Annotated in this window: 15 protein-coding genes; 10 read left to right on the top strand and 5 right to left on the bottom strand. The window is 70.5% G+C overall.

The features are described from left to right. Positions 1–183: 183 nt before the first annotated feature. The 4 genes from ACQHII_RS44980 to ACQHII_RS44965 all read left to right on the top strand — a co-directional run bounded on the left by ACQHII_RS44980 (position 184) and on the right by ACQHII_RS44965 (position 5,718). Entirely contained in the window at positions 184–1,455 is a 1,272-nt protein-coding gene (locus ACQHII_RS44980; protein ID WP_427924699.1) for an extracellular solute-binding protein, read from the top strand. Between the two features lie 47 nt (positions 1,456–1,502). After that, positions 1,503–2,354, top strand: coding sequence for a carbohydrate ABC transporter permease (locus ACQHII_RS44975; RefSeq protein ID WP_427925546.1), 852 nt, complete (start codon positions 1,503–1,505; stop codon positions 2,352–2,354). After that, complete coding sequence (locus ACQHII_RS44970) at positions 2,351–3,274, top strand: carbohydrate ABC transporter permease (protein WP_427924698.1); 924 nt, start codon at positions 2,351–2,353, stop codon at positions 3,272–3,274. The genes ACQHII_RS44975 and ACQHII_RS44970 overlap by 4 nt, the downstream gene beginning before the upstream one ends. A gap of 89 nt (positions 3,275–3,363) precedes the next feature. Next, entirely contained in the window at positions 3,364–5,718 is a 2,355-nt protein-coding gene (locus tag ACQHII_RS44965; protein ID WP_427924697.1) for a glycoside hydrolase family 3 N-terminal domain-containing protein, read from the top strand. A gap of 62 nt (positions 5,719–5,780) precedes the next feature. Here the strand turns inward: ACQHII_RS44965 and ACQHII_RS44960 are convergent, their stop codons facing one another. From ACQHII_RS44960 to ACQHII_RS44950, 3 genes are all read right to left on the bottom strand, one after another. After that, entirely contained in the window at positions 5,781–7,958 is a 2,178-nt protein-coding gene (locus tag ACQHII_RS44960; protein ID WP_427924696.1) for an RICIN domain-containing protein, read from the bottom strand. Positions 7,959–8,077: 119 nt separating this feature from the next. After that, positions 8,078–9,118, bottom strand: coding sequence for a LacI family DNA-binding transcriptional regulator (locus ACQHII_RS44955; RefSeq protein ID WP_427924695.1), 1,041 nt, complete (start codon positions 9,116–9,118; stop codon positions 8,078–8,080). Between the two features lie 127 nt (positions 9,119–9,245). After that, the gene (locus ACQHII_RS44950) at positions 9,246–10,724 is read right to left on the bottom strand and encodes a serine/threonine-protein kinase (RefSeq protein WP_427924694.1); all 1,479 of its coding nucleotides are present in this window, start codon (positions 10,722–10,724) and stop codon (positions 9,246–9,248) included. A gap of 296 nt (positions 10,725–11,020) precedes the next feature. On the opposite strand from ACQHII_RS44950, the gene ACQHII_RS44945 reads away from it, so the two are divergent. From ACQHII_RS44945 to ACQHII_RS44935, 3 genes are all read left to right on the top strand, one after another. After that, a complete protein-coding gene (locus ACQHII_RS44945; RefSeq protein WP_427924693.1) occupies positions 11,021–13,258 on the top strand; it encodes an MMPL family transporter in 2,238 nt (745 codons plus the stop codon). Between the two features lie 127 nt (positions 13,259–13,385). Continuing rightward, positions 13,386–14,702: a sensor histidine kinase gene (locus ACQHII_RS44940; protein WP_427924692.1), complete on the top strand. Its 1,317-nt coding sequence runs from the start codon at positions 13,386–13,388 to the stop codon at positions 14,700–14,702. Continuing rightward, complete coding sequence (locus ACQHII_RS44935; RefSeq protein WP_019068012.1) at positions 14,699–15,355, top strand: response regulator; 657 nt, start codon at positions 14,699–14,701, stop codon at positions 15,353–15,355. Before ACQHII_RS44940 ends, ACQHII_RS44935 begins: the two co-directional genes overlap by 4 nt. Before the next feature lie 11 nt (positions 15,356–15,366). On the opposite strand, the gene ACQHII_RS44930 is transcribed toward ACQHII_RS44935, so the two are convergent. Beyond that, entirely contained in the window at positions 15,367–16,149 is a 783-nt protein-coding gene (locus ACQHII_RS44930; protein WP_427924691.1) for an alpha/beta fold hydrolase, read from the bottom strand. A 210-nt stretch (positions 16,150–16,359) separates the two neighbouring features. On the opposite strand from ACQHII_RS44930, the gene ACQHII_RS44925 reads away from it, so the two are divergent. Both ACQHII_RS44925 and ACQHII_RS44920 read left to right on the top strand, forming a co-directional pair. Then, entirely contained in the window at positions 16,360–16,506 is a 147-nt protein-coding gene (locus ACQHII_RS44925; protein WP_427924690.1) for a hypothetical protein, read from the top strand. Continuing rightward, positions 16,497–16,712 carry a hypothetical protein gene (locus ACQHII_RS44920; RefSeq protein WP_427924689.1) on the top strand — a complete coding sequence of 72 codons (216 nt, stop codon included), beginning with the start codon at positions 16,497–16,499 and terminating at the stop codon, positions 16,710–16,712. The genes ACQHII_RS44925 and ACQHII_RS44920 overlap by 10 nt, the downstream gene beginning before the upstream one ends. A gap of 10 nt (positions 16,713–16,722) precedes the next feature. Here the strand turns inward: ACQHII_RS44920 and ACQHII_RS44915 are convergent, their stop codons facing one another. Next, a complete protein-coding gene (locus ACQHII_RS44915) occupies positions 16,723–18,531 on the bottom strand; it encodes an ABC transporter ATP-binding protein (RefSeq protein WP_427924688.1) in 1,809 nt (602 codons plus the stop codon). 366 nt (positions 18,532–18,897) lie between these two features. Here ACQHII_RS44915 and ACQHII_RS44910 point away from each other — a divergent pair, with 366 nt between their 5' ends. Beyond that, positions 18,898–20,049, top strand: coding sequence for a LacI family DNA-binding transcriptional regulator (locus tag ACQHII_RS44910; protein ID WP_427924687.1), 1,152 nt, complete (start codon positions 18,898–18,900; stop codon positions 20,047–20,049). Positions 20,050–20,116 lie beyond the last annotated feature (67 nt).

Here is a 20,116-nt window from a genome sequence, read left to right as displayed (position 1 = left end):
ATTCCGTGTCAGTGTCCCGGCCAGCAGGCAGGCGAGCCGCGGTCGGGCATCCGAAAGCCTTTCGGGCCGGTAGCCGTTTCCGCCTCTGTCCTGCGCACTTACGGCACGCCGAAAGAAGAGAGGCACACCATGCGGGGAATCCCGGTCACCGGACATCTCGGAAGCCCGAGAATTCGACGCGCCGTGGCGGTCACGGTCACCCTGGCCGCCGCGGCGGGCCTGGCCGCCTGCGGGTCCTCGGGACCGTCCACCTCCTCGTCGTCGAAGGGCCTGACGATGTGGGCGCTCAACGACCAGACGATCCTCAAGCAGTCGGTGGACGCCTACAACAAGGACCACCCCGACGCGAAGATCACCCTGCGGCTGTTCGCCAACGACGACTACAAGCAGAAGCTGCGCGTGGCCTTCGGCGCGAACCAGGCCCCGGACCTCTTCTTCAGCTGGGGCGGCGGCGCCCTGAACGACTACGTCAAGGCCGACAAGGTCGACGTCCTGAACGCCACGGACGTGGGCTCGGACCGGTACACCGACAGCGTGATGCAGAGCGCGACCTTCGACGGCAAGGTCTACGGCGTGCCCGTCAACGGCCTCGCCCCGGTCGTCCTCTACTACAACAAGAAGGTGCTGTCCGACGCGGGCGTCCGGCCGCCGAAGACCTACGACGACCTCCTCGCGGCCGTGAAGAAGCTCAAGGGCAAGGGCGTGACCCCGCTGTCGCTCGCGGCGAACTCCAAGTGGCCGACGCTGATGTACCTGGAGTACCTGCTCGACCGGACCGGCGGCTCGCGCGTCTTCTCGAAGATCGCCTCCGGTGACGCCGCCGCCTGGAAGGACCCGTCGGTCGCCAAGGCCAACCAGAAGCTCCAGGACCTGGCGAAGGCCGGCGCCTTCGGCGACAACGCGTCCTCCGTCAGCTACGACCAGGGCGCCTCGACCGCGCTGCTCTACACGGGCAAGGCCGCGATGGAGGTGATGGGCACCTGGGAGTACGCCAACATCGCCAAGGCCGCGCCCGACTTCCTGAAGAAGGGCGAGCTCGGCTACACCGCGTTCCCGGCCCTGACGGGCGGCGCCGGCAGCCCCGCGAACATCGTCGGCAACCCGTCGAACTTCCTGTCGCTGAACAAGTCGTCCAAGCACAAGTCGGACGCCCTGACCTACCTGAAGGACTACATACTGAACGGCTCCCAGGTCGACGCCTACCTCGCCGCGGGCAGCGTCCCGCCGGTCAAGGGCCTGGACTCCAAGCTGGCCGCGGTGCCGTCGGCCTCCGACAAGGCGTGGCTGACCTTCGTCTACGACCTGGTGGACAAGGCCCCGAGCTTCCAGCTCTCGTGGGACCAGGCGCTGCCGTCCGACCAGGCCGACCCGCTGCTGACGAACACCGACAAGTCGTTCCTGCGGCAGATCTCGCCGGCCGACTTCGGGGTGAACATGAGCAAGGCGGGGTCGTGACGATCACCACCACCCCCGTACGACGGAGAGGAGGGAGCGGCCTCCTCATGGCCGCTCCGGCCCTGCTCCTCTTCGGTCTCTTCGGTCTCGTCCCCCTGGTCGGCGTGGCGGCGCTCAGCGTCGCCCGCTGGGACGGTCTCGGTTCGATCAGTTGGGCGGGCCTCACCAACTGGACGTCCGTCCTCACCGACAGCGCCACCTGGCAGTCGCTGTGGCTCACCGTCAAGGTGATGGTGGTCAGCTGGCTGGTGCAGACGCCGATCGCCCTGGCACTCGGCCTGTTCCAGGCGCCCAAGGGCTGGCTGCGCGCGCTGTTCGCGGTGCTGTTCTTCCTGCCGCTGCTGCTGTCCGCGGTGGCGATCGGCCTGACCTGGCAGGCGCTGCTCGACCCGTCGTTCGGCATCGGTTCCACTCCCGGCCTGCACTGGCTGGCCAAGCCGCTGCTCGGCTCGCCCGAACTCGCCCTGTACACGGTGATCTTCGTGATCGCCTGGCAGTTTGTACCGTTCCACGCCCTGCTCTACCAGGCCGGGATACGGCAGATCCCGACCGCCCTGTACGAGGCCGCCGCACTCGACGGTGCCGGGCCGGTGACCCGGTTCCTGCACATCACGCTGCCGCAGCTGAAGTACACGCTGGTCACGTCGAGCACGCTGATGCTGGTGGGCTCGCTGACCTACTTCGACCTGATCTTCGTCCTGTCGGGCGGCACCGGCGGGCCCGGCACCGCGACCCGCGTCCTTCCCCTCTCCATGTACATCACCGGTTTCCAGGCCCACGACATGGGCCGGGCCAGCGCGGTGGCCACCCTTCTCGTGGTCTTCGGCCTCGGCCTGTCGCTGCTGACCACCCGCCTGTCCGGCTTCACCCGGATGGACAGCCAGCAGGAGGGCATGTGAGCACCACCGTGACCAAGACCCGTACCGCCGACACCGAACGGTGGACCGTTCCAAACCACCGGGCCGCGACGCCCCGCCCCGTCCGGAAGAACCCCGTTCCGGGGATCCTGCGCCGCGCCCTCACCAGTGGTGCCGCCCTCTTCTGGACGGCGATCGTCGTCGTCCCGATCTACTGGCTGGTCGTCACCAGCCTGCGCAGCAAGGCGGACTTCACCTCGGACAGCCCCTTGGCGCTGCCCAGCCACCCGACGCTGGACAGCTACCGCACCGTCCTGGACGGCGACTTCACCACCTATCTCCTCAACAGCGTGGTCGTCACCGCGGGCACGGTCGTCATCGCTGTGGCCGTCGCCCTGATGGCCGCGTTCTCGATCGTCCGCAACGCGGGCAGCCGCTTCTCCCGGGTGTCGTTCCGCGTGTTCCTGCTGGGCCTGGCGATCCCGCTCCAGGCGGTGATCATCCCGGTGTACCTGCTGATCATCCGGATGCATCTCTACGACAGCCTGCTCGCGATCGTCCTACCCTCGGTGGCGTTCGCGCTGCCGATCACCGTGATGATCCTCGTCAGCTTCCTGCGGGACGTGCCGCGTTCGCTGTTCGAGGCGATGATCGTCGACGGCGCGGGCGACTGGCGGATGCTCTGGTCGCTCGCAGCACCCCTGGCCCGCCCGGCGCTGATGACGGTCGCCGTCTACGACGGTCTCCAGGTCTGGAACGGCTTCCTCTTCCCCCTCATCCTCACCCAGAGCGGCGACAAGGCCGTGCTGCCTCTGGCGCTGACCCTGTTCAAGGGCCAGTTCGGCATCGACGTACCGGCCACGATGGCCGCGGTGGTGCTCTCCACCCTGCCGATGCTGGCCCTGTTCATCCTGGCCCGCCGCCAGCTCGTCGCCGGCCTCACCGCCGGTTTCTCCAAGTAGCCCCCACTACCGGGCAGTTCACGCGCCACGACGGCCGGGCCCCGCGCCCGGCCCCGTCGGCGTGCCCGCGCAACACCGAGGAGTCGTGAATGACGACCACCATGCCCGACCACGGCGGCCTCCCCCAGGAGGAGAGCGACCGCCCCTGGACGGACCCCGCCCTGCCCGCCGCCGAACGCGTCGAGGCGCTGCTCGCCCGGCTCACCCTGCCGGAGAAGGTCGCGCAGTTGAGCAGCACCTGGGAGGACATCGAGGCCGACGGCCCCGAAGTGGCCCCGGGCAGCAACCACTTCGGCCGCGTCGGCGACCTCGACCAGACGGCCCGGCACGGCCTGGGCCAGCTCACCCGGCCCTACGGCACCCTGCCCCGGCCCGCGTTGGAGCACGCCCGCCTGCTGGCCGGGCACCAGCGGCAGGTGGTCGCGCAGAGCAGGTTCGGCATCCCGGCCATGGCCCACGACGAGTGCCTGACCGGCTTCACCGCCTACGGCGCCACCGTCTACCCCACCTCGCTCGGCATGGCGGCCACCTTCGACCCGGCGCTGATCCGCAGGGTGGGCGAGGCGATCGGTTCCGACATGGCCGAGGCGGGAGTCCACCAGGGCCTCTCCCCCGTCGTCGACGTCGTCCGCGACTACCGCTGGGGCCGCTGCGAGGAGACCTACGGCGAAGACCCCTACCTGGTCGGCGAGTTGGCCGAGGCGTATGTCACCGGGCTGCAGAGCGCCGGGGTGTACGCGACCCTCAAGCACTTCGCCGGGTACTCCGCCTCGATGGGCGGCCGCAACCACGCCCCCGTGGGGATCGGCCGCCGTGAGCTCTTCGACGTCATCCTGCCGCCCTTCGAACGGCTCGTCGCCGCGGGCGTGCGGTCGGTGATGAACTCGTACGCCGAGATCGACGGCGAGGCACCGGCCGCGAGCCGCCGGCTGCTGACCGAAGTCCTGCGCGACGCCTGGGGTTTCGGGGGAACCGTCGTCTCCGACTACTGGTCCCTGCCCTTCCTGGTCAACGACCACCGGGTGGCGGCCGGTCTGCCGGAGGCCGGCGCGCTCGCCCTGACCGCCGGACTGGACGTCGAACTGCCCGACCAGCGCGGTTTCGGCGACACACTCGTGCACGCCGTCGAACAGGGCCTGGTCGGCGAGGAGTTGGTCGACCGGGCAGTACGCCGGGTACTGCGCCAGAAGGTCGGCCTCGGACTGCTCGACGCGGACTGGGACCCGCGTCCGCCCGCCCTGGTCGCGGGTGAACTGGATCTCGACAAGCCGACAAGTCGTCAACTCGCACACGCCGTGGCCCAGTCGAGTGCCGTCCTGCTGTCCAACGACGGAACCCTGCCCCTCCCCGCGACCGGCCGCGTCGCGCTGATCGGCCCGTGTGCCGACGACGTGCGCACGATGTTCGGCTGCTACAGCTTCCCCAACCATGTCCTCGCCGAGCGCGACGACCTTGGCAACGGTGTCGAAGCGATCTCCCTGCGCCACGCCTTGGCGGCCGAACTCTCTTCCGTGGACTGGCAGTTCGAGCCGGGCTGCCCGATCCGGGAGACGGACCGCTCCGGTATCGCCGCCGCTGCGGAGGCGGCCGCCGGGGCCGACCTGGCCGTGCTGGTCGTTGGTGACAAGGCGGGCATGTTCGGGATCGGCACCTCCGGCGAGGGCTGTGACGTGGAGGATCTGCGGCTGCCGGGCGTGCAGGAGGAGCTGGTGGAGGCGGTGCTGGCGACCGGGCGGCCGGTCGTCCTGGTCGTCAGCAGTGGCCGCCCGTACGCGGTGGGCCGGTTCGCGTCCACCGCGGCGGCCATGGTGCAGGTCTTCCTGCCGGGCGAGGAGGGCGGCCGTGCGGTGGCCCAACTCCTGGCGGGGAAGGCGAACTTCAGCGGCAAGCTGCCCGTGCAGATCCCGACCACACCCGGCGGCCAGCCCTACACCTACCTCCACGCGCCGCTCGGCGACCGGCAGAGCTGGCTCTCCAACCTCGACCCGACACCGGCGTTCCCCTTCGGACACGGTCTGTCGTACACGGGCTTCGAGATCGACGGGCTGGGCGTGGACCGCGAACTGGTGCCGGTGGACGGCGAGTTCACGGTCAGCGCGCAGGTGCGGAACACGGGGGCGGTCGCGGGGGCCGAGACGGTCCAGCTGTACGCGATCGACCCGGTCGCCCAGGTGACCCGGCCGGTGCGGTCCCTGCTCGGCTTCACCAAGGTGGTCCTTGAACCGGGCGAGGCGGCGACGGTCCATTTCCACGTCCACACCGACCGGCTGGCCTTCACCGGTCTGGTGGGGCGGCGCATCGTCGAGCCCGGCGAGATCCTGCTCCGGATCGGCTCCTCCAGCCTGGACACTCCGGTGCGGGAGACGGTCCGACTCGTGGGCGAGGAACGGGATGCGACGGTGCTGCGGCAGCACGCGGTGCCGGTGAGCGTCGAGCGCGAGTAGCGGGGATGTCCAAAAGGAGCGGCGCCACCGTGTCGACGGTGGCGCCGCTCCTCTTTCCGGGGCTAGCTACGCGTCCACTGCTGGGTGGCGTTGCCGAGACCGGTCCAGAGCTCGACCTTCGAGCCGTTGGCCGTCCCCCAGTTGGTCACGTCGATGACCAGGCCGTTGGAGCGGTTGACGATGGTGCCGTCCACCCGGAACGCCCACTTCTGGCTGGACTTCCCGTTGCAGGCCCAGAGGATGAGCGTGGTGCCCGCGGTGGTGCCGTCGCCGTTCGCGGCCAGGCAGTTGCCGTTGACGCGGAGTTCGCCGGCGGTGGTCTGCGTGATGGTCTGGTTGGCGTTGCCGGAGCAGTCGTAGATCTGGACCTGGACGCCCGTCGCGCCGTTCGGGACGTCGAGGCAGCGGCCGGAGTTGGTGCCCTTCAGGGTGAAGGTGGATGCCGTGGGCAGCGGGTCCTGGACCAGTTGCCAGTCCTGGGAGCCGTCGGTGGTCGCCGCCGCGACGGTGACGGAGCCGCCGGCGGTCGAACCGGTCATGTAGAGGCTGGTGTTGAGGACTGAGCGAAGCTTGTAGTAGCCGCTGGTCGAGGACGCGACCTGGGTCCACTGTTTGTCGGTGGCTCCGTCGTCGACCCACTGGGCCAGCTTCTGCCCCGCCGTCGCTGTACCGGTCCAAATGGCGACCGAGCGGCCCCCGGCCTTGTTGAGCAGCGTGATGTTGCTGCCCTTGGCGGTGAGGTGCCAACGCTGCGTGGCGTCGGTGGAGTTGGCGGCGCTCAGGATCAGGTCGGGGGTGTTCCCGGTGAGGTTGGCGTCCTGGGTCTTTCCCGACGCGGGGCTGAGCACCTGCCCGGTGAGCCAGTTGACGAGGCTGTAGTAGGCGCCGTCGGAGCGGCCGAGGTCGACCTCGGCGTACTTGACGGGGCCGACGCTGGTGCCGCTCCAGGACGCCTGGAGTATGAGCACGCGTCCGGTGCCGTCGACGTACTGGAGCGTGCGGCTGTAGCCGGCCGCGATCGACGTCTTGTACTCCTTCCACGTACCCGTGCTGAGCCCGGACTCGTTGACCCAGACGTCTCCGCTGCCCGCCGCGTTGTAGACGATCCGGCCGTCCGGCATGGGGAGGAGGACCGGGCTGCCGCCGGTGGCGAGAGTGGCTCCGCCCGAGGGGACGGGCAGTGAGGTGATCGGGTTGTCCGTGGCGGAGAAGAACTTCGTCGGGTCGTCGGAGATGCGGTAGCGGACGTTCGTACCGCCGCCCCAGTACTCGTACGTCAGCAGCCACTTGCCGTCGGTCGTCGGGGCGATGGTCGTCATGCCGGGTCGGCCGCCGCCGATCTCCGTCTTGCCGCCGGTCATGGTCACCGTGGAGCCGGGGACGTCAACGACCGGGGAACTCCAGGCGGTTGAGCTGGAGCCGTCCCAGGTGCGGTGGACGAGGACCTGGCCGCCGGAGTCCGTCGCCGTGTCGTTGGCCGGGTCGAGGGTCGGCGCACCGGTGGTGGTGTCGTAGCCGGTGTAGTCGTCCTCGTCGGAGTAGTAGGCGATGAGCCGGCCGTTGTGGGCGAGGAGATGGGGTTCCCAGACGGGGTCGACCTGGGCGGAGGTGTTCGCCGTGGAGACCCGGCCGATACTGCCCGCGCTGCCGCCCTGCCAGCCGCCGGCGGCGATGATGTTCTGGATGGTCCAGGTCGCGCCGTCGTCCGTGCTGGAGTACAGGGCGAGCGCCACGTCCTTGCGGTCGCCGTCGCTGGTGGGCGTCCAGCTGGAGTTGGCGGCCTTCTGCTCCTGGTAGTAGTAGTCGTCGCCGGAGACGATGCTCGCGAGCAGCAGGGTGCCCGCGCTCAGGCTGCCGACGTTCTGCGGGAGAACGTAGAGATACGGGTTGGTCCAATTGCTCGTGTATTTCGCGTATTTGGAGTCGCTGGAGAGATAGGCGGGCGCTTGGACGTCGGACAGTTTCGCCCACGTCGTGCCGCTGTCGTCGCTCTTGTAGACGGGGAGCGTCTGGCCCACCGGGGCGGTCTGGTCGTTCTCGAAGGTGGCCACGATCCGGCCGTCCGGCAACTGGGCCGACTTCGGATAGAGCACGCACGGACTCTTGTTGCAGGCGGCGGTGTTGGTCGCCGTATACAAATTGGCGGGACTCGGCTGATAGGCCGACGCGCTTGTCGTGGAGGCGACGGCGAATGCCACGCCTGTGCCGAAGGCTGTCGCCCACGCGAAAGCCTTTCGCACCCAGGATCTTGTCAACGGCTTTCCTTTCACCGGGAGGGGGTCCGGGCAGGAAGCCAGTATTCGCAGCGGACATGGCGATGTCACCGCCGCGTTTCGAAAGTGTTTCGCGGAATGGGGAGTTACGTGGTATTGACCCGTCTCCGCACGGATGTCGAAGTCCGCAGTACGAGTTCCGTCGCCAGCTCTATGCGCGGGGACACGGGCGGCCGGCCCTGGGCGAGTTCGAGGAGCACCCGGGTCGCCTCGCGGCCGAGTTCCTCGAAGGGCTGGCGTACGGCGCTCAGCGGCGGGCAGGCCATCGCGGCGACGAGCGTGTCGTCGAAGGACATCACCGCGAGGTCGTCCGGAACGGCGAGCCCGTGTTGCCGGGCCGCCTCCAGCACGCCGAGCGCCTGGGCGTCGCTGGCCGCGAAGACGGCTGTGGGCGGATCGTCGGCGTCCAGGATCTGGGCGCCGGTGGCGAGCGCCTCGGCGTAGTCGAAGTCGGTGGAGCGGACGATCGCCGGGTCGTAGGCGATCCCGGCCTCCTCCAGCGCGGCCCGGTAGCCGTGCACGCGGGCCGCCCCGGCCAGCGAGTGGGAGCGGCCGGCGACCATGCCGATCCGGGTGTGTCCGAGGTCCAGCAGGTGCTGTACGGCGTCGCGGGCGCCGCTCCAGTTGGTGACGCCGATGCTGGGGATGTCCTCGGAGGGCGCGCTGAGCGGGTCGATCAGGACCACGGGGAGGCGTTGTTCGACGATGCGGCGCTGGTCCTCCTCGGACAGCATCGAGATCACGATGACGATCCCGGCCGCGCCGAGCGCGACGCATTCCTCAAGCCACCCGGAGATCGAGCGGCGGCTCGTCGTGCCGGTGACCACGTCGATGCCGAGCTCTCCGGCGGCGTCCACGATGCCGCGGACCACCTCCAGGGTGTACGGCCCGGACAGGTCGCGGAAGACCGCGATGATCTGCCGGGGTGTCGCGGGGTCCCGCTCCCAGGGCCGGACGAAGCCGTGCCGCGCGAGGAGTTCCTCCACCCGCTCGCGCGTCCGGGCGCCGACGTCCCGGCGCCGGTGCACCACCTTGGACACCGTGCTGAGCGAGACGCCCGCCTCGGCGGCGATGCTCGTGAGGAGGCCGTACTGCGCCTCCAGTTGTCCCTTGCCGCGACCTGTCACCCGATGCCCGTTCCGCTCGCCGAACACCGATGCGCCGGACCGCATCGCGTAGCTGGCCTGTAACTTTGCCGCAAGGTAACGGGGCGCGGGCCGTGGAGGCAAGACCGGTGCGCGGCGTCTCGCGCGGTTACGCCGCGCTGGTCACGAAGCCGTCCCTGACCTTGTCGAAGACCGGACGGTAGGTGTCCCACTTCGCGTCCGGGGCCGAGAGGTAGATGTCGTACTCGCGGTCCCCCTCCCTGCCGAAGCCGAGCTCGATGGCGCGGAACACCCGGACCCGGCCCTGGAAGGTGAACTCCCAGATGGCGGCGGGCTGTTCGCGGAAGGTGGTCTGCTGCATGCGGAGTCGGCGATAAGTGGGGTAGTTGACCTTGGTGTTGGCCTCGATGTCGGCGAAGTGCGTGCTCGGGTTGGGGCCCGCCGGGTCCACGACACCGATGGTGAGCCCGGCCAGGCCCGTCCCGTCGGTGTAGGTGACGCTCTCCGCCGACCGCTTGCCGGCCTTCCAGTCGTCCGGCACCGGGAAGGAGACACCGAGTTGCCGGTCCCGGACGAGGTGGTAGCCGTCCGGGACGGGGGACGCGGAGGTCGTGGTGGTCGGCCGGGTCGTCGCGTGCCCGGGCGCCGAGGTCGACGTCCCGTGCAGCGCGAACGCCGTGGCCGCCACCGCGAGGGCGAGCACCCCCGCGATGAGCCCCTTGCGGCCCCGGCGGCGCCCGCGACCCGAGTCCCCCGTCGGCTCCACGGTCGTCAACTCGGGGGCGGGCGGCGGCAGTTCGGCCGTCGACTCTCCCCACCACGCGGTCTGTAGAGCACGCTCGGTCTGTTGTGCCGTAGGCCGCTCGTCGGGCTCCTTGACGAGGAGGGCCTCGATCAGCGGCTCCAGGGGTCCGGCCTGCTTCATGGGTTCGAGGGGGTCCACGGCGATGGCGTAGGCGGTCTCCATCGCGGTGGCCCGGCGGAACGGCGGGCGGCCCTCGACGGCCTGGTAGAGGGTGGCGCCCAGGGCCCACAGGTCGGAGGCGGTGCCGGGGGTGAGGCCGCGGATCCGCTCCGGGGCCATGTAGTGGATGGAGCCGACCATCTCGCCGGTCTTGGTCAGGGTCGACGCCCCGTCCGTCATGGCGATGCCGAAGTCGGTGAGGACGGTGCGGTCGCCGGTGCCGAGCAGGACGTTGCCGGGCTTGACGTCCCGGTGCAGTACACCGGCGGCGTGGGCCGCGCGCAGGGCGGCGACCGTGTCCAGGCCGATCCGGGCGGCCTCCTCGTGCGGGAGGGTCCGGCCGTCCTTGAGGAGATCGGCGAGCGTGGGGCCGGGGACGTACTCCATGACGATGCAGGGGCGGCCGTCGTCGTCGACGACGTCATGGACGACGATGACGTTCGGATGCTGGATGCGGGCGGCGCTGCGGGCCTCGCGGCGGGTGCGCTCGTAGAGGGTGGCGAGTTCGTCGGCGGAGAGTTCCGGCCGCGCGTGGAGCCTTTTGATCGCGACCTGGCGGCCGAGGACCTCGTCGTCGGCACGCCAGACGGTGCCCATGCCGCCGCGGCCGATCTGCTCGGCCAGCCGGTAGCGCCCGGCGATGCGACGCCCTTCGTCCGACACGGTGTCCTCCGCCGGTTCTGTCCCTGTTCGATTTGCCTGGTCACCATAACCGGCTCTTGTCCCGGATCGTGTGGGGCGGATCACGGCGCCCGCCCGGACCGGAGGGCCGCCCACCTCGACTGGAGGGTGGAGAGGGTCTAGTACCCCGGTACTAGTCACCCCGGCCGTTTTCACTTCCCCGGTGCTGCGGAGGCGAGGAGTGGCGCTCCTAGCGTGAAGTCGTGGGTCGCGCAGGCCCTCCTCTTCTCGCGCATTCCTTTCGAACCTCTTTCTCTCGAACCTGGTGGGAGTACTCCGTGGCCACCTTCCTCTACCGACTGGGCCGGTTCTCGTTCCGGCGCCGGCGGCTCGTCCTGATGCTGTGGATCGCCGTCCTGGCGGCCGTCGGTATCGGTGCGGCGAGCGTGTCGTCCAAGACGTCCGACAGCTTCACCCTGCCCGGCACGCAGTCGCAGAAGGCGATCGACCTGCTGGGCAAGGAGTTCCCGCAGGCCTCGGCCGCCGGCGCCACCGCCCGCGTGGTGTTCGAGGCGCCCGACGGACAGCAGCTGAAGTCCGGCGCCAACAAGACCGAGGTCGAGTCGCTGATCGCCGACCTCAAGAAGGCCCCCCAGGTCGCGAACGTCAGCGATCCGTACCAGAGCGGTCTGATCAGCAAGTCCGGCACCATCACCTACGCCCAGGTCACCTACAAGGTCGCCCAGGCCGATGTCACCGACGCGGCCCGCGACGCGCTGCACTCCGTGGCCGACAAGGGCGAGAAGGCGGGGCTCGCGGTCAGCCTGGGCGGCAACGCCGTACAGGAGAAGGCGGGCGGGGGCGCGACCGAGCTGATCGGTCTGCTGGTCGCCGCCGTGGCGCTGGTCATCACGTTCGGGTCGATGCTCGCGGCCGGCCTGCCGCTACTGACCGCGATCTTCGGGGTCGGGGCGGCGGTCGCCACCATCACGGTCGTGAGCGCCTTCGTGGACCTCAGCTCGACCGCCACCACCCTGGCGCTGATGCTGGGCCTGGCGGTGGCCATCGACTACGCCCTGTTCATCGTCTCCCGCTACCGCAGCGAGATCCGCGACGGCCACGAACCGGAGGAGGCGGCGGGCCGCGCGCTGGGCACCGCCGGTTCCGCGGTGGTGTTCGCAGGGCTCACCGTCGTCATCGCCCTGGTCGGCCTGAGCATCATCGGCATCAGCATGCTGACCTCCATGGGCCTGGGCGCCGCCTTCTCGGTCGTCGTCGCCGTACTGATCGCGCTGACCCTGCTGCCCGCGATGCTGGGCTTCGCCGGGATGCGGATCATGAGCGGCCGGTTCACCAGCCGCCGGATGCGCGCTCTCCAGGAGCGCGGCCAGGGCGAGACGACGGGCGTGCGCTGGGCCCGGTTCGTGACCCGTAACCCGGTGAAGATGCTGCTCGTCTCGGTCGTCGGGCTCGGCATCCTCGCCATACCCGCCCTGTCGATGCGGCTGTCCCTGCCCGACGACAGCATGTCCGCGCCCGGCACCAGCGAGCGCATCGCCTACGACACCATCACCAAGGGCTTCGGGGACGGCTACAACGGCCCGCTCACGGTCGTCGTCGACGGCCGCGGCAGCAGCGACGCCAAGACGGCCGCACAGGACACGGTCACCGAACTGGGCAAGCTGTCCGACGTCGCCGCCGTGCGCCCCGCGGTGTTCAACCAGAGCGGCGACGTGGCCCTGATCTCCGTCGTCCCGAAGAGCTCCCCCAGCAGTCAGGACACCGTCGACCTGGTCTCCCGGATCCGCGACCGGGGCCCGGCGCTGAAGTCCGACACCGGCTCCGAGCTGATGGTGACCGGCACGACCGCGCTGAACATCGACGTGTCCAAGAAGCTCAGCGGCGCCCTGATCCCCTACCTCGGTGTGGTCGTCGGCCTGGCCCTGGTCCTGCTGCTCCTGGTGTTCCGCTCGATCCTGGTCCCGCTCAAGGCCGCACTCGGCTTCCTGCTCAGCGTGGTCGCCACGCTCGGTGTGGTGGTCGCGGTGTTCCAGTGGGGCTGGCTGGCCGACCTGTTCGGCGTCGACGGGACCTCGCCGATCGTGAGCGTGCTGCCGATCTTCATGATCGGCGTGGTGTTCGGACTCGCCATGGACTACGAGGTGTTCCTGGTGACCCGGATGCGTGAGGAGTACGTCCACGGGGCCGAGCCCACCGAGGCCGTGATCGCGGGCTTCCGGCACGGGGCCCGGGTGGTCACGGCCGCCGCGGTCATCATGATCTCGGTGTTCGCCGGCTTCCTGCTGGACGACGTGGCGCTGGTCAAGTCGATCGGCCTGGGCCTCGCCTCCGCCGTCCTCTTCGACGCGTTCGTCGTCCGTATGACGCTCGTACCGGCGGTCATGACCCTGCTCGGCCGCCGCGCCTGGGCACTGCCCGGCTGGCTCGACCGGATCCTGCCCAACGTGGACGTCGAGGGCGAGCGCCTTCGCCATCTGCTGGCCGAGACCCCGGAGACCGGCTCCGGCAGCCCGGACCGGGCACCCGGATCGCCCGTCGCCACCGGGAAGCGCTGAGACCGCCGCCGTACGATCCACACCAGGACGCCGGTCCGGGCCCGCCCCGGCCGCACCGTCCCCGCCCGCCGGTCCCCTCCCCCCGGGACCGGCGGGCGGCCCGCCTGCACCATGGAGGGTGTATCCCGTGACCTCACCACCGATGACGGCCCGGTCCCTCATGCCCGAGAGCCTGATGGGAGGGGCCCGGCTGGGCGACTCCGAGTACCGCGCGGTCGTCGGGCTGCTCACCTGGCTGGGCCGGGTGCGGCAGGCCGACACGGCCCATCCGCGGGTCAGGCGGTGGAGCATTCCTGCCGTCTACGTCCTCGCCGGCGTTCCGGCGCTGCTCCGCGCGGCCGACCGCTCCGGGCTCTACTTCCTGGCGATGCTGGTGCTCACGGCCGGGCTCACCGTGCCGTTGCTGTGGCGCGAGCGTCGGCCGGGCCTGGTGTTCGTCGTCCTCGCCTCCGCCTCCCTGCTGACGCGGTTCCTCGGGGAGGACTCGGGCGCCAGTGCCGGGCAGTTGGTGGCGCTGATCAACCTGGGGCGCTTCGGGCCTCCCAGTCAGCTCGTGCTCGCCGTCACGTACAACCTCGCGACGACGTACGTGTCGATCCTCTTCTTCGGCAACGCCGGGCTGGCGCACGACGCGGCCAGCACTCCGCTGCTGGCGTTCCTCGCCACGGTCGCCGTCCTGTCGATGGCCGCGCTCGGCCTGGCCGGGAAACTCGTGAACGCCTATATCGAGGCCCTGAAGGAGCACGCCGTCCGTCTCGAGGTGGAGCGCGACCAGCGAGCCCGGCTGGCCGCCGCAGGCGAACGCGCCCGGGTGGCAAGGGAGATGCACGACATCCTCGGCCACACCCTCGCCGTGATCGTCGGCCTCGCGGGCGGCGCCGCGGGACTCGCCGAGAGCAAACCCAAGCGGGGCGCGGACACTTTGCGGATCATCGCGGAGAGCGGGCGCGGCGCCCTGGCCGAACTGCGCAGACTGCTCGCCGTCATCCACGAGGACGAACCCGACGACACCCCGTTCGCGCCCCAGCCCGGACTGTCCGACCTCGGACCGCTGATGGAGCGGGTCCGGGCCGCGGGCCCCGCCGCCACCCTGCGTCTCAAGGGCGAACTCACCGGTCTCCCCCAGGGACTTCAGCTCGCCGTCTACCGCATCGTGCAGGAGGCCCTCACCAACACGCTCAAGCACGCGGCACCGGACACGACCGTCGAGGTCACGGTCGCGGCCGGCCCCGAGGCCGTGCACGTCACCGTCGAGGACGCCGGCCCGCATCCGACCCCCACCACCGACGAGCAGGGCAAGGGCCTGGTCGGCATGCGCGAACGGGCCTCGCTCTACGGCGGTCAGGTCGCCGCTGGCCCCAACTCCCTTGGCGGCTGGACCGTCCGCGCCCTCCTCCTGCCCACCTCGACCGCCCCCGACCTCATGGAGAAGCACCCCGCATGACCACCGTCCTCATCGTCGACGACCAGGCACTTCAGCGCCTCGGCTTCAGCATGCTCATCGAGCAGTACCCCGACCTGAGCACCGTCGGCGAGGCCACGCACGGCGTCGAGGCGGTCCGGCTGACGGCCGAACTCCGCCCCGACGTGGTCCTGATGGACGTACGGATGCCCGGCATGGACGGCATCGAGGCCACCCGCCGGATCGTGCAGTCCGGGGGCCGCTCCCGCGTCCTCGTCCTGACCACCTTCGACCTCGACGAGTACGCGTACGCCGCGCTGCGCGCCGGGGCCAGCGGGTTCCTCCTCAAGGACGCGCTGCCCGAGGAACTGGTCGCGGGCATCCGGGCGGTGGCCGCCGGCGACGCGGTCATCTCCCCCGGCCTGACCCGCAAGCTCATCGACGCCTTCGGCGACCGGATGCCGGGCCGCACCCCCGAGCAGGACCGCCGCCTCGACACCCTCACCGACCGCGAGCGCGAGGTCCTCACCGTCATGGCCTCGGGCTGGAGCAACACCGAGATCGCCGAACGCCTCTGCCTCGCCGAGTCCACCGTCAAGTCCCACGTCAGCCGCATCCTCGCGAAGATCGGCGCACGGGACCGGGTCCAGGCGGTGATCTTCGCGTACGACGCGGGACTGGTACGGCCGGCCTGAGTTCTGGTTCCTCAGCCCGTCGGCGCGGTCACGAACTTGCCGAGAAGCGCGGTGAGTTCGGCCGGTTTCTCCAGGGGGAGTTCATGACCGGCGTCGACGATCCGGACGACCGCGTCCGGGTAGGCGTTCGCCATCCGCAGCATCTGCGACAGCGGCAACTGGATGTCGTGGTAGCCGTGCACGACGAGCGTGGGCGCGGTGATCTCGTGGACCCGGTCCAGGACGTCGAAGGCGCGCATGGCTCCGTAGCAGGTCATGACGACCTCGCGGGGCGTGGCGGCGGAGGCCTCGATGTACTGGCGGATCCTGTCCTTGGGGTAACCGGGCGCGAAGGCGCGCTGGATGTTGACGGCGACGAACAGCCTGAACGGCAGCAGCGTGGACACCGCCAGCAGCACACCGCGCGCCCAGCTGTACGTCATGCGGCTGATCGAGTCGACCAGCACCATCCGCTCGACCCGCTCGGGATGGGCGAGGGCCAGGGTCTGCGCGATCATCCCGCCCATGGAGTGCCCGACCGGCACGAACCGCTCGACCTCCAGGTGGTCGAGCAGTGCGACGACGTCCGCGGCCAACGCGTCGACGGTCCGCGACCCCGCCCCCGTGCTCTCGCCGTGCCCCCGCAAGTCGAGCCGTACGACCCGCCGTTCGGCCGAGAAGTGCGCGAACTGGTCGTCCCACCGGTGCCGGTCGGCCGTCCACCCGTGAATGAACACCAGCGGCACGTCGGCTCCGTCGCGGGGGCCTTCGTCGTCGTACACGAGTACCGCGCCGTCGACTTCGAGTTTCGGCATGGATGTCTCCTGAGGTACGACAGCCGGTGACACGGTCATTGACCGGGGTGATCCGGATCTTGCCGTGAACACAAGGGAGTTGCCGTCATGGACCGGGATCCGCAACGAGATCGAGATCGGCGCGGGGCGGGCACGAGCAGGGGTGCCGCAGGCTACTCGGGTGATCGTTCTACAGCCGGTCCTGGAAACGCGCGCCGGTGACGGCTTCGCGTGATGCACATCGCCGACGGCAACACCGCCGCGCCCGGGAGCGACACCGACCCGCTCGGTACCTTCCTGCACGGACTGCTCACGATGGACGGCCTCTTCGCCTCCGGCGGCCTGCGGATCACGGACACGGCGAGGTCGTGCGGCTGACCGTCGACGCCGAGGATCACGGCAGTCCCGTGATCGAGCTGCCCGTCGCCGAGTTGCGGGGCCTGCTCGCCGGAGCGGAACGCGATCTGGCCGACTTCCTCCAACTGGCCGCCACGTGGTCCCCGTTGCACCTGTCGGGATATGCCGTCCCCGTCGTCCGGGCCCTCGGCCGCGCGCTGGACCTGCCCGCGTCGACGAACCCGTAGGGTGACGCGTTCAGGCCGCCTCCGTCGCGATCTGTCCGGGTGTCGTCAGTACGGCTGTGGTGTCGGTGAGGTGGAGGACGGCGTCGGCCAGGGCGGCCAGGCGGTGGTCGTGGGTGATGAGGAAGGTCGTGCGGCCGGCGGTGAGGTGGCGGAGGGGTGGCAGGATCCGGGCGGTCGCCTCGTCGTCGAGGCCGGTCGTGGGTTCGTCGAGGACGAGTACGGGTCCGGTGCGCAGCATGGCGCGGGCCAGGGCGATCCTGCGGCGCTGGCCGCCGGAGAGGTTGTTGCCGTGCTTGCCGACCGGGGTGTCGTAGCCCTCGGGCAGCGCGCTGACGAATCCGTGTGCGTCGGCGGCGACAGCGGCGGTGAGCATCTCGCTGTCGGTGGCGTCGGGGCGGCCGTAGACGATGTTGGCGCGGACCGTGTCGTCGAAGAGCATGCTGTCCTGCGGGAGCAGGGTGATGTGGCGGCGCACCTCGTCCACCGGGAGTTCGGCGATGTCCCGGCCGTCGAGGAGGATGCGGCCCCGGGTGGGTTCGTGGAAGCGGAGCAGGAGTTTGCCGAGGGTGGATTTGCCGGCGCCACTGGGGCCGGTGACGGCGACCAACAGGCCCGGGGGGATGTCCAGTTGGACGTGGTGGAGTACGGGGCCCGGCGCGCCGGGGTAGGAGAAGCCGACGCCCTGGAAGGTGACGGCGCCGCGTACGGGTTCGGGGAGTGGCCGGACGTCGGGGCGGGAGGTGGGTTCGGGGGTGGTGCGCAGGACCTCTATCAGGCGCTCGCAGGCAGCCGTGGCCGTGGAGGCGCCGACCAGGAGTTCGCCGAGTTCCTGCAGTCTCGGGTGGAGGTAGCTGAGGAAGGCGGCGAAGGAGAGCAGGCCGCCCACGGTGAGGTGGTGTTCGGAGATCTGCCACGCCCCGGCGCCGATCACCGCCAACACGCTGAGGGTTTCCAGGAGTTCGCCGAGGGGGCCGTACACGGAGGACAGCCGGATCTGGCGGAGTCCGGCCCGCATCCAGGTGCGTCCCTCGCGGTGCACCTTGCCGCTCTCCGCGCGCTGACGGCCGTAGGCCTGCACGAGGGGCATGTTGGCGAGGCTCTCCTCCAGGAGGGAGGCGAGGCGTCCGTTGCTGTCGCGTTCCGCGCGGGTGGCGGTGCGCATCAGGGTGCCGAAGACGCGGGCGCCGAGCCAGATCAGCGGGGCGGCGCCGAGGGTGATGAGCGCCAGCTGCCAGCTGGTGCGGAACGCGGCGGCGGCGAAGACGAGGGCGCCCGCGGCGGAGGTGATCAGCTCGACGGGGGCGGAGGCGACCAGGGTCTCGACGACCTCGATGTCGCCGGTGAGGCGGGTGACGAGGTCGCCGGTGCCGTAGCGGTCGAGGGTGTCCGGCGGGATGCGCTGGAGGTGCTCGAAGACGTGGTCGCGCAGGCCCAGGAGGAAGTGTTCGCTGGTCCAGCCGGAGAGGTAGCTGCCCGCGGCTGAGGCAGCCGCGCCCGCGACGGCGAGGCCGAGCCAGAGCGTGGCCGGGCCCCAGAAGGCGTCGAGGTCGCCGGGGGCGAGGACGTCGTCGGTGAGGCGGCCCGCGATGGCGATCGCGACGGCGTCGGCGGCGGAGGAGGCGATGAGGAGCAGGGCCGAGAAGAGGACGGCGACGCGGTTGCCGCGGACCAGCGGCCAGAAGGCGTGGAAGGCGGCGAGCGGGGAGACGCGGGCGTGCCGCATCCGGGACGACGGGCGGTGTTCCTCGGCCGCCGTCCAGTCCCAAGGCGTGCCGGGGTCCATGTCAGGCGGACGGGCGGACCCCGGCACAGCCGTCACTTGCCGTGCTTCTTGTGCTTGCGGTGGTGCTTCTTCCCGTGGTGCTTGTGGTGCGCCTCCTTGGCGCACTCCTTCTTCTTGGCCTTCTTGGCCAGCGTGATCTTCGCGAAGGACACTGCGTTCCCCTTTCTCGGAGTTGGCAACCGGTAGTACGGGGGCGGCAGTTGGCGAACTCAGGAAGCGAGGTGAGGGTTGGATGATGTTCCCTTACCGAGCCCCTTACCCGGACGGCCCGCGCCGTGCGAACGCCGGGCGCGAGGTTACGGATGCGTTCCGGACTCTTGACGACAGCCTTATGACTGCGTAGACATGACAGCGCAGACATGACTGCGCAGCCAGAGGCGGAACCGGCCATCAGGAGACACCATGACGCGAGGGACAGCGCGGAGCGGGAACACCGCGGCCCCGCGCAGCGTGGACGTCGCGCGCCTGGCCGGGGTCTCGCAGAAGACGGTGTCGCGGGTCTTCAACGACGAGCAGTACGTCTCCGCCGACGTCCGCCGACGCGTCCTCGAAGCCGCCGAGGAACTCGGTTACCGGCGCAACAACGCCGCCCGGGCCCTGGCCTCCGGACGCACCCGCTCGATCGGCGTCGTGACGCTGGGGACGGCCCTGTACGGTCCGGCCTCGCTGCTCATGGGGGTCGAGCGGGTCGTCCGGGACACCGGCTACGCGCTGCGCGTGGTCAACACGATGGAAGGCGACCCGGCGGGCATGGCCGGTGCCGTGGACTCGCTCCTCGATCAGGGCGTGGACGGCATCGTCATCTCCGAACCGATCGAGGAGGAGGGCATCCCCGGTGACGACGGAAGTGCCGCCCCTCGTCTGCACGTTCCGATCCTCGTCCTCGGTGCGCCCTCCCCGGTCTCCGCACCCCTCGTGCTGACCGCGGGTGACGGCGCCGACCTGATGGCCCACACCGCGACCGAACACCTCCTGGAACTCGGTCATATGACGGTCCATCACCTCGCGGGCCCGCAACGCTGGTACGCCGCGCGAGACCGTCTCGACGGCTGGCGGGCCACCCTGACCGCGCACGGCAGGGCCGTACCGCCGCCCGTCGAGGGCGACTGGTCGGCCGCGTCCGGGTACCGGGCGGGACGCGAACTGGCCGAGGACGGTGATGTCACGGCGGTGTTCGCCGCCAACGACGACATGGCGATCGGACTGATCCGCGCACTGACGGAGGCCGGGCTGCGGGTGCCCGAGGACGTCAGTGTCGTGGGCTTCGACGACATCCCGGTCGCCGCCTATGTGACTCCTCCGCTGACCACGGTGCGCCAGCCGTTCGACGTCGTGGCGCAGGAAGGGCTCAAGCGTCTGGTGCACGCCATCGAGAACCCGAACGCGGCGCCCTTGCCGTCGAGCCCCCCGCCGGTCGACCTCATCGTCCGTACCTCGACCGCGCCTCCGCCCGGCCGGAGAACCCCGGCCCGCGGCAGACATACCGCCACCCGTTCCCGCGGGCACGCGCACCACACTCCGTCGCCGAACGGAGGCCCGGCCACCCACCAGTGACGACGCCGGTCAGCCCGGACAGCACGAGCGCACGGCCGGTGCGTGACCAGAGGACGAGCCGCAGGTC

Origin of the sequence: Streptomyces sp. cg40 (assembly GCF_050320165.1) — a bacterium.
Lineage (GTDB): Bacteria > Actinomycetota > Actinomycetes > Streptomycetales > Streptomycetaceae > Streptomyces > Streptomyces hokutonensis.
The sequence above is the reverse complement of the archived record's forward strand: the minus strand, read 5'-3'. Positions and strand labels throughout refer to the sequence as shown.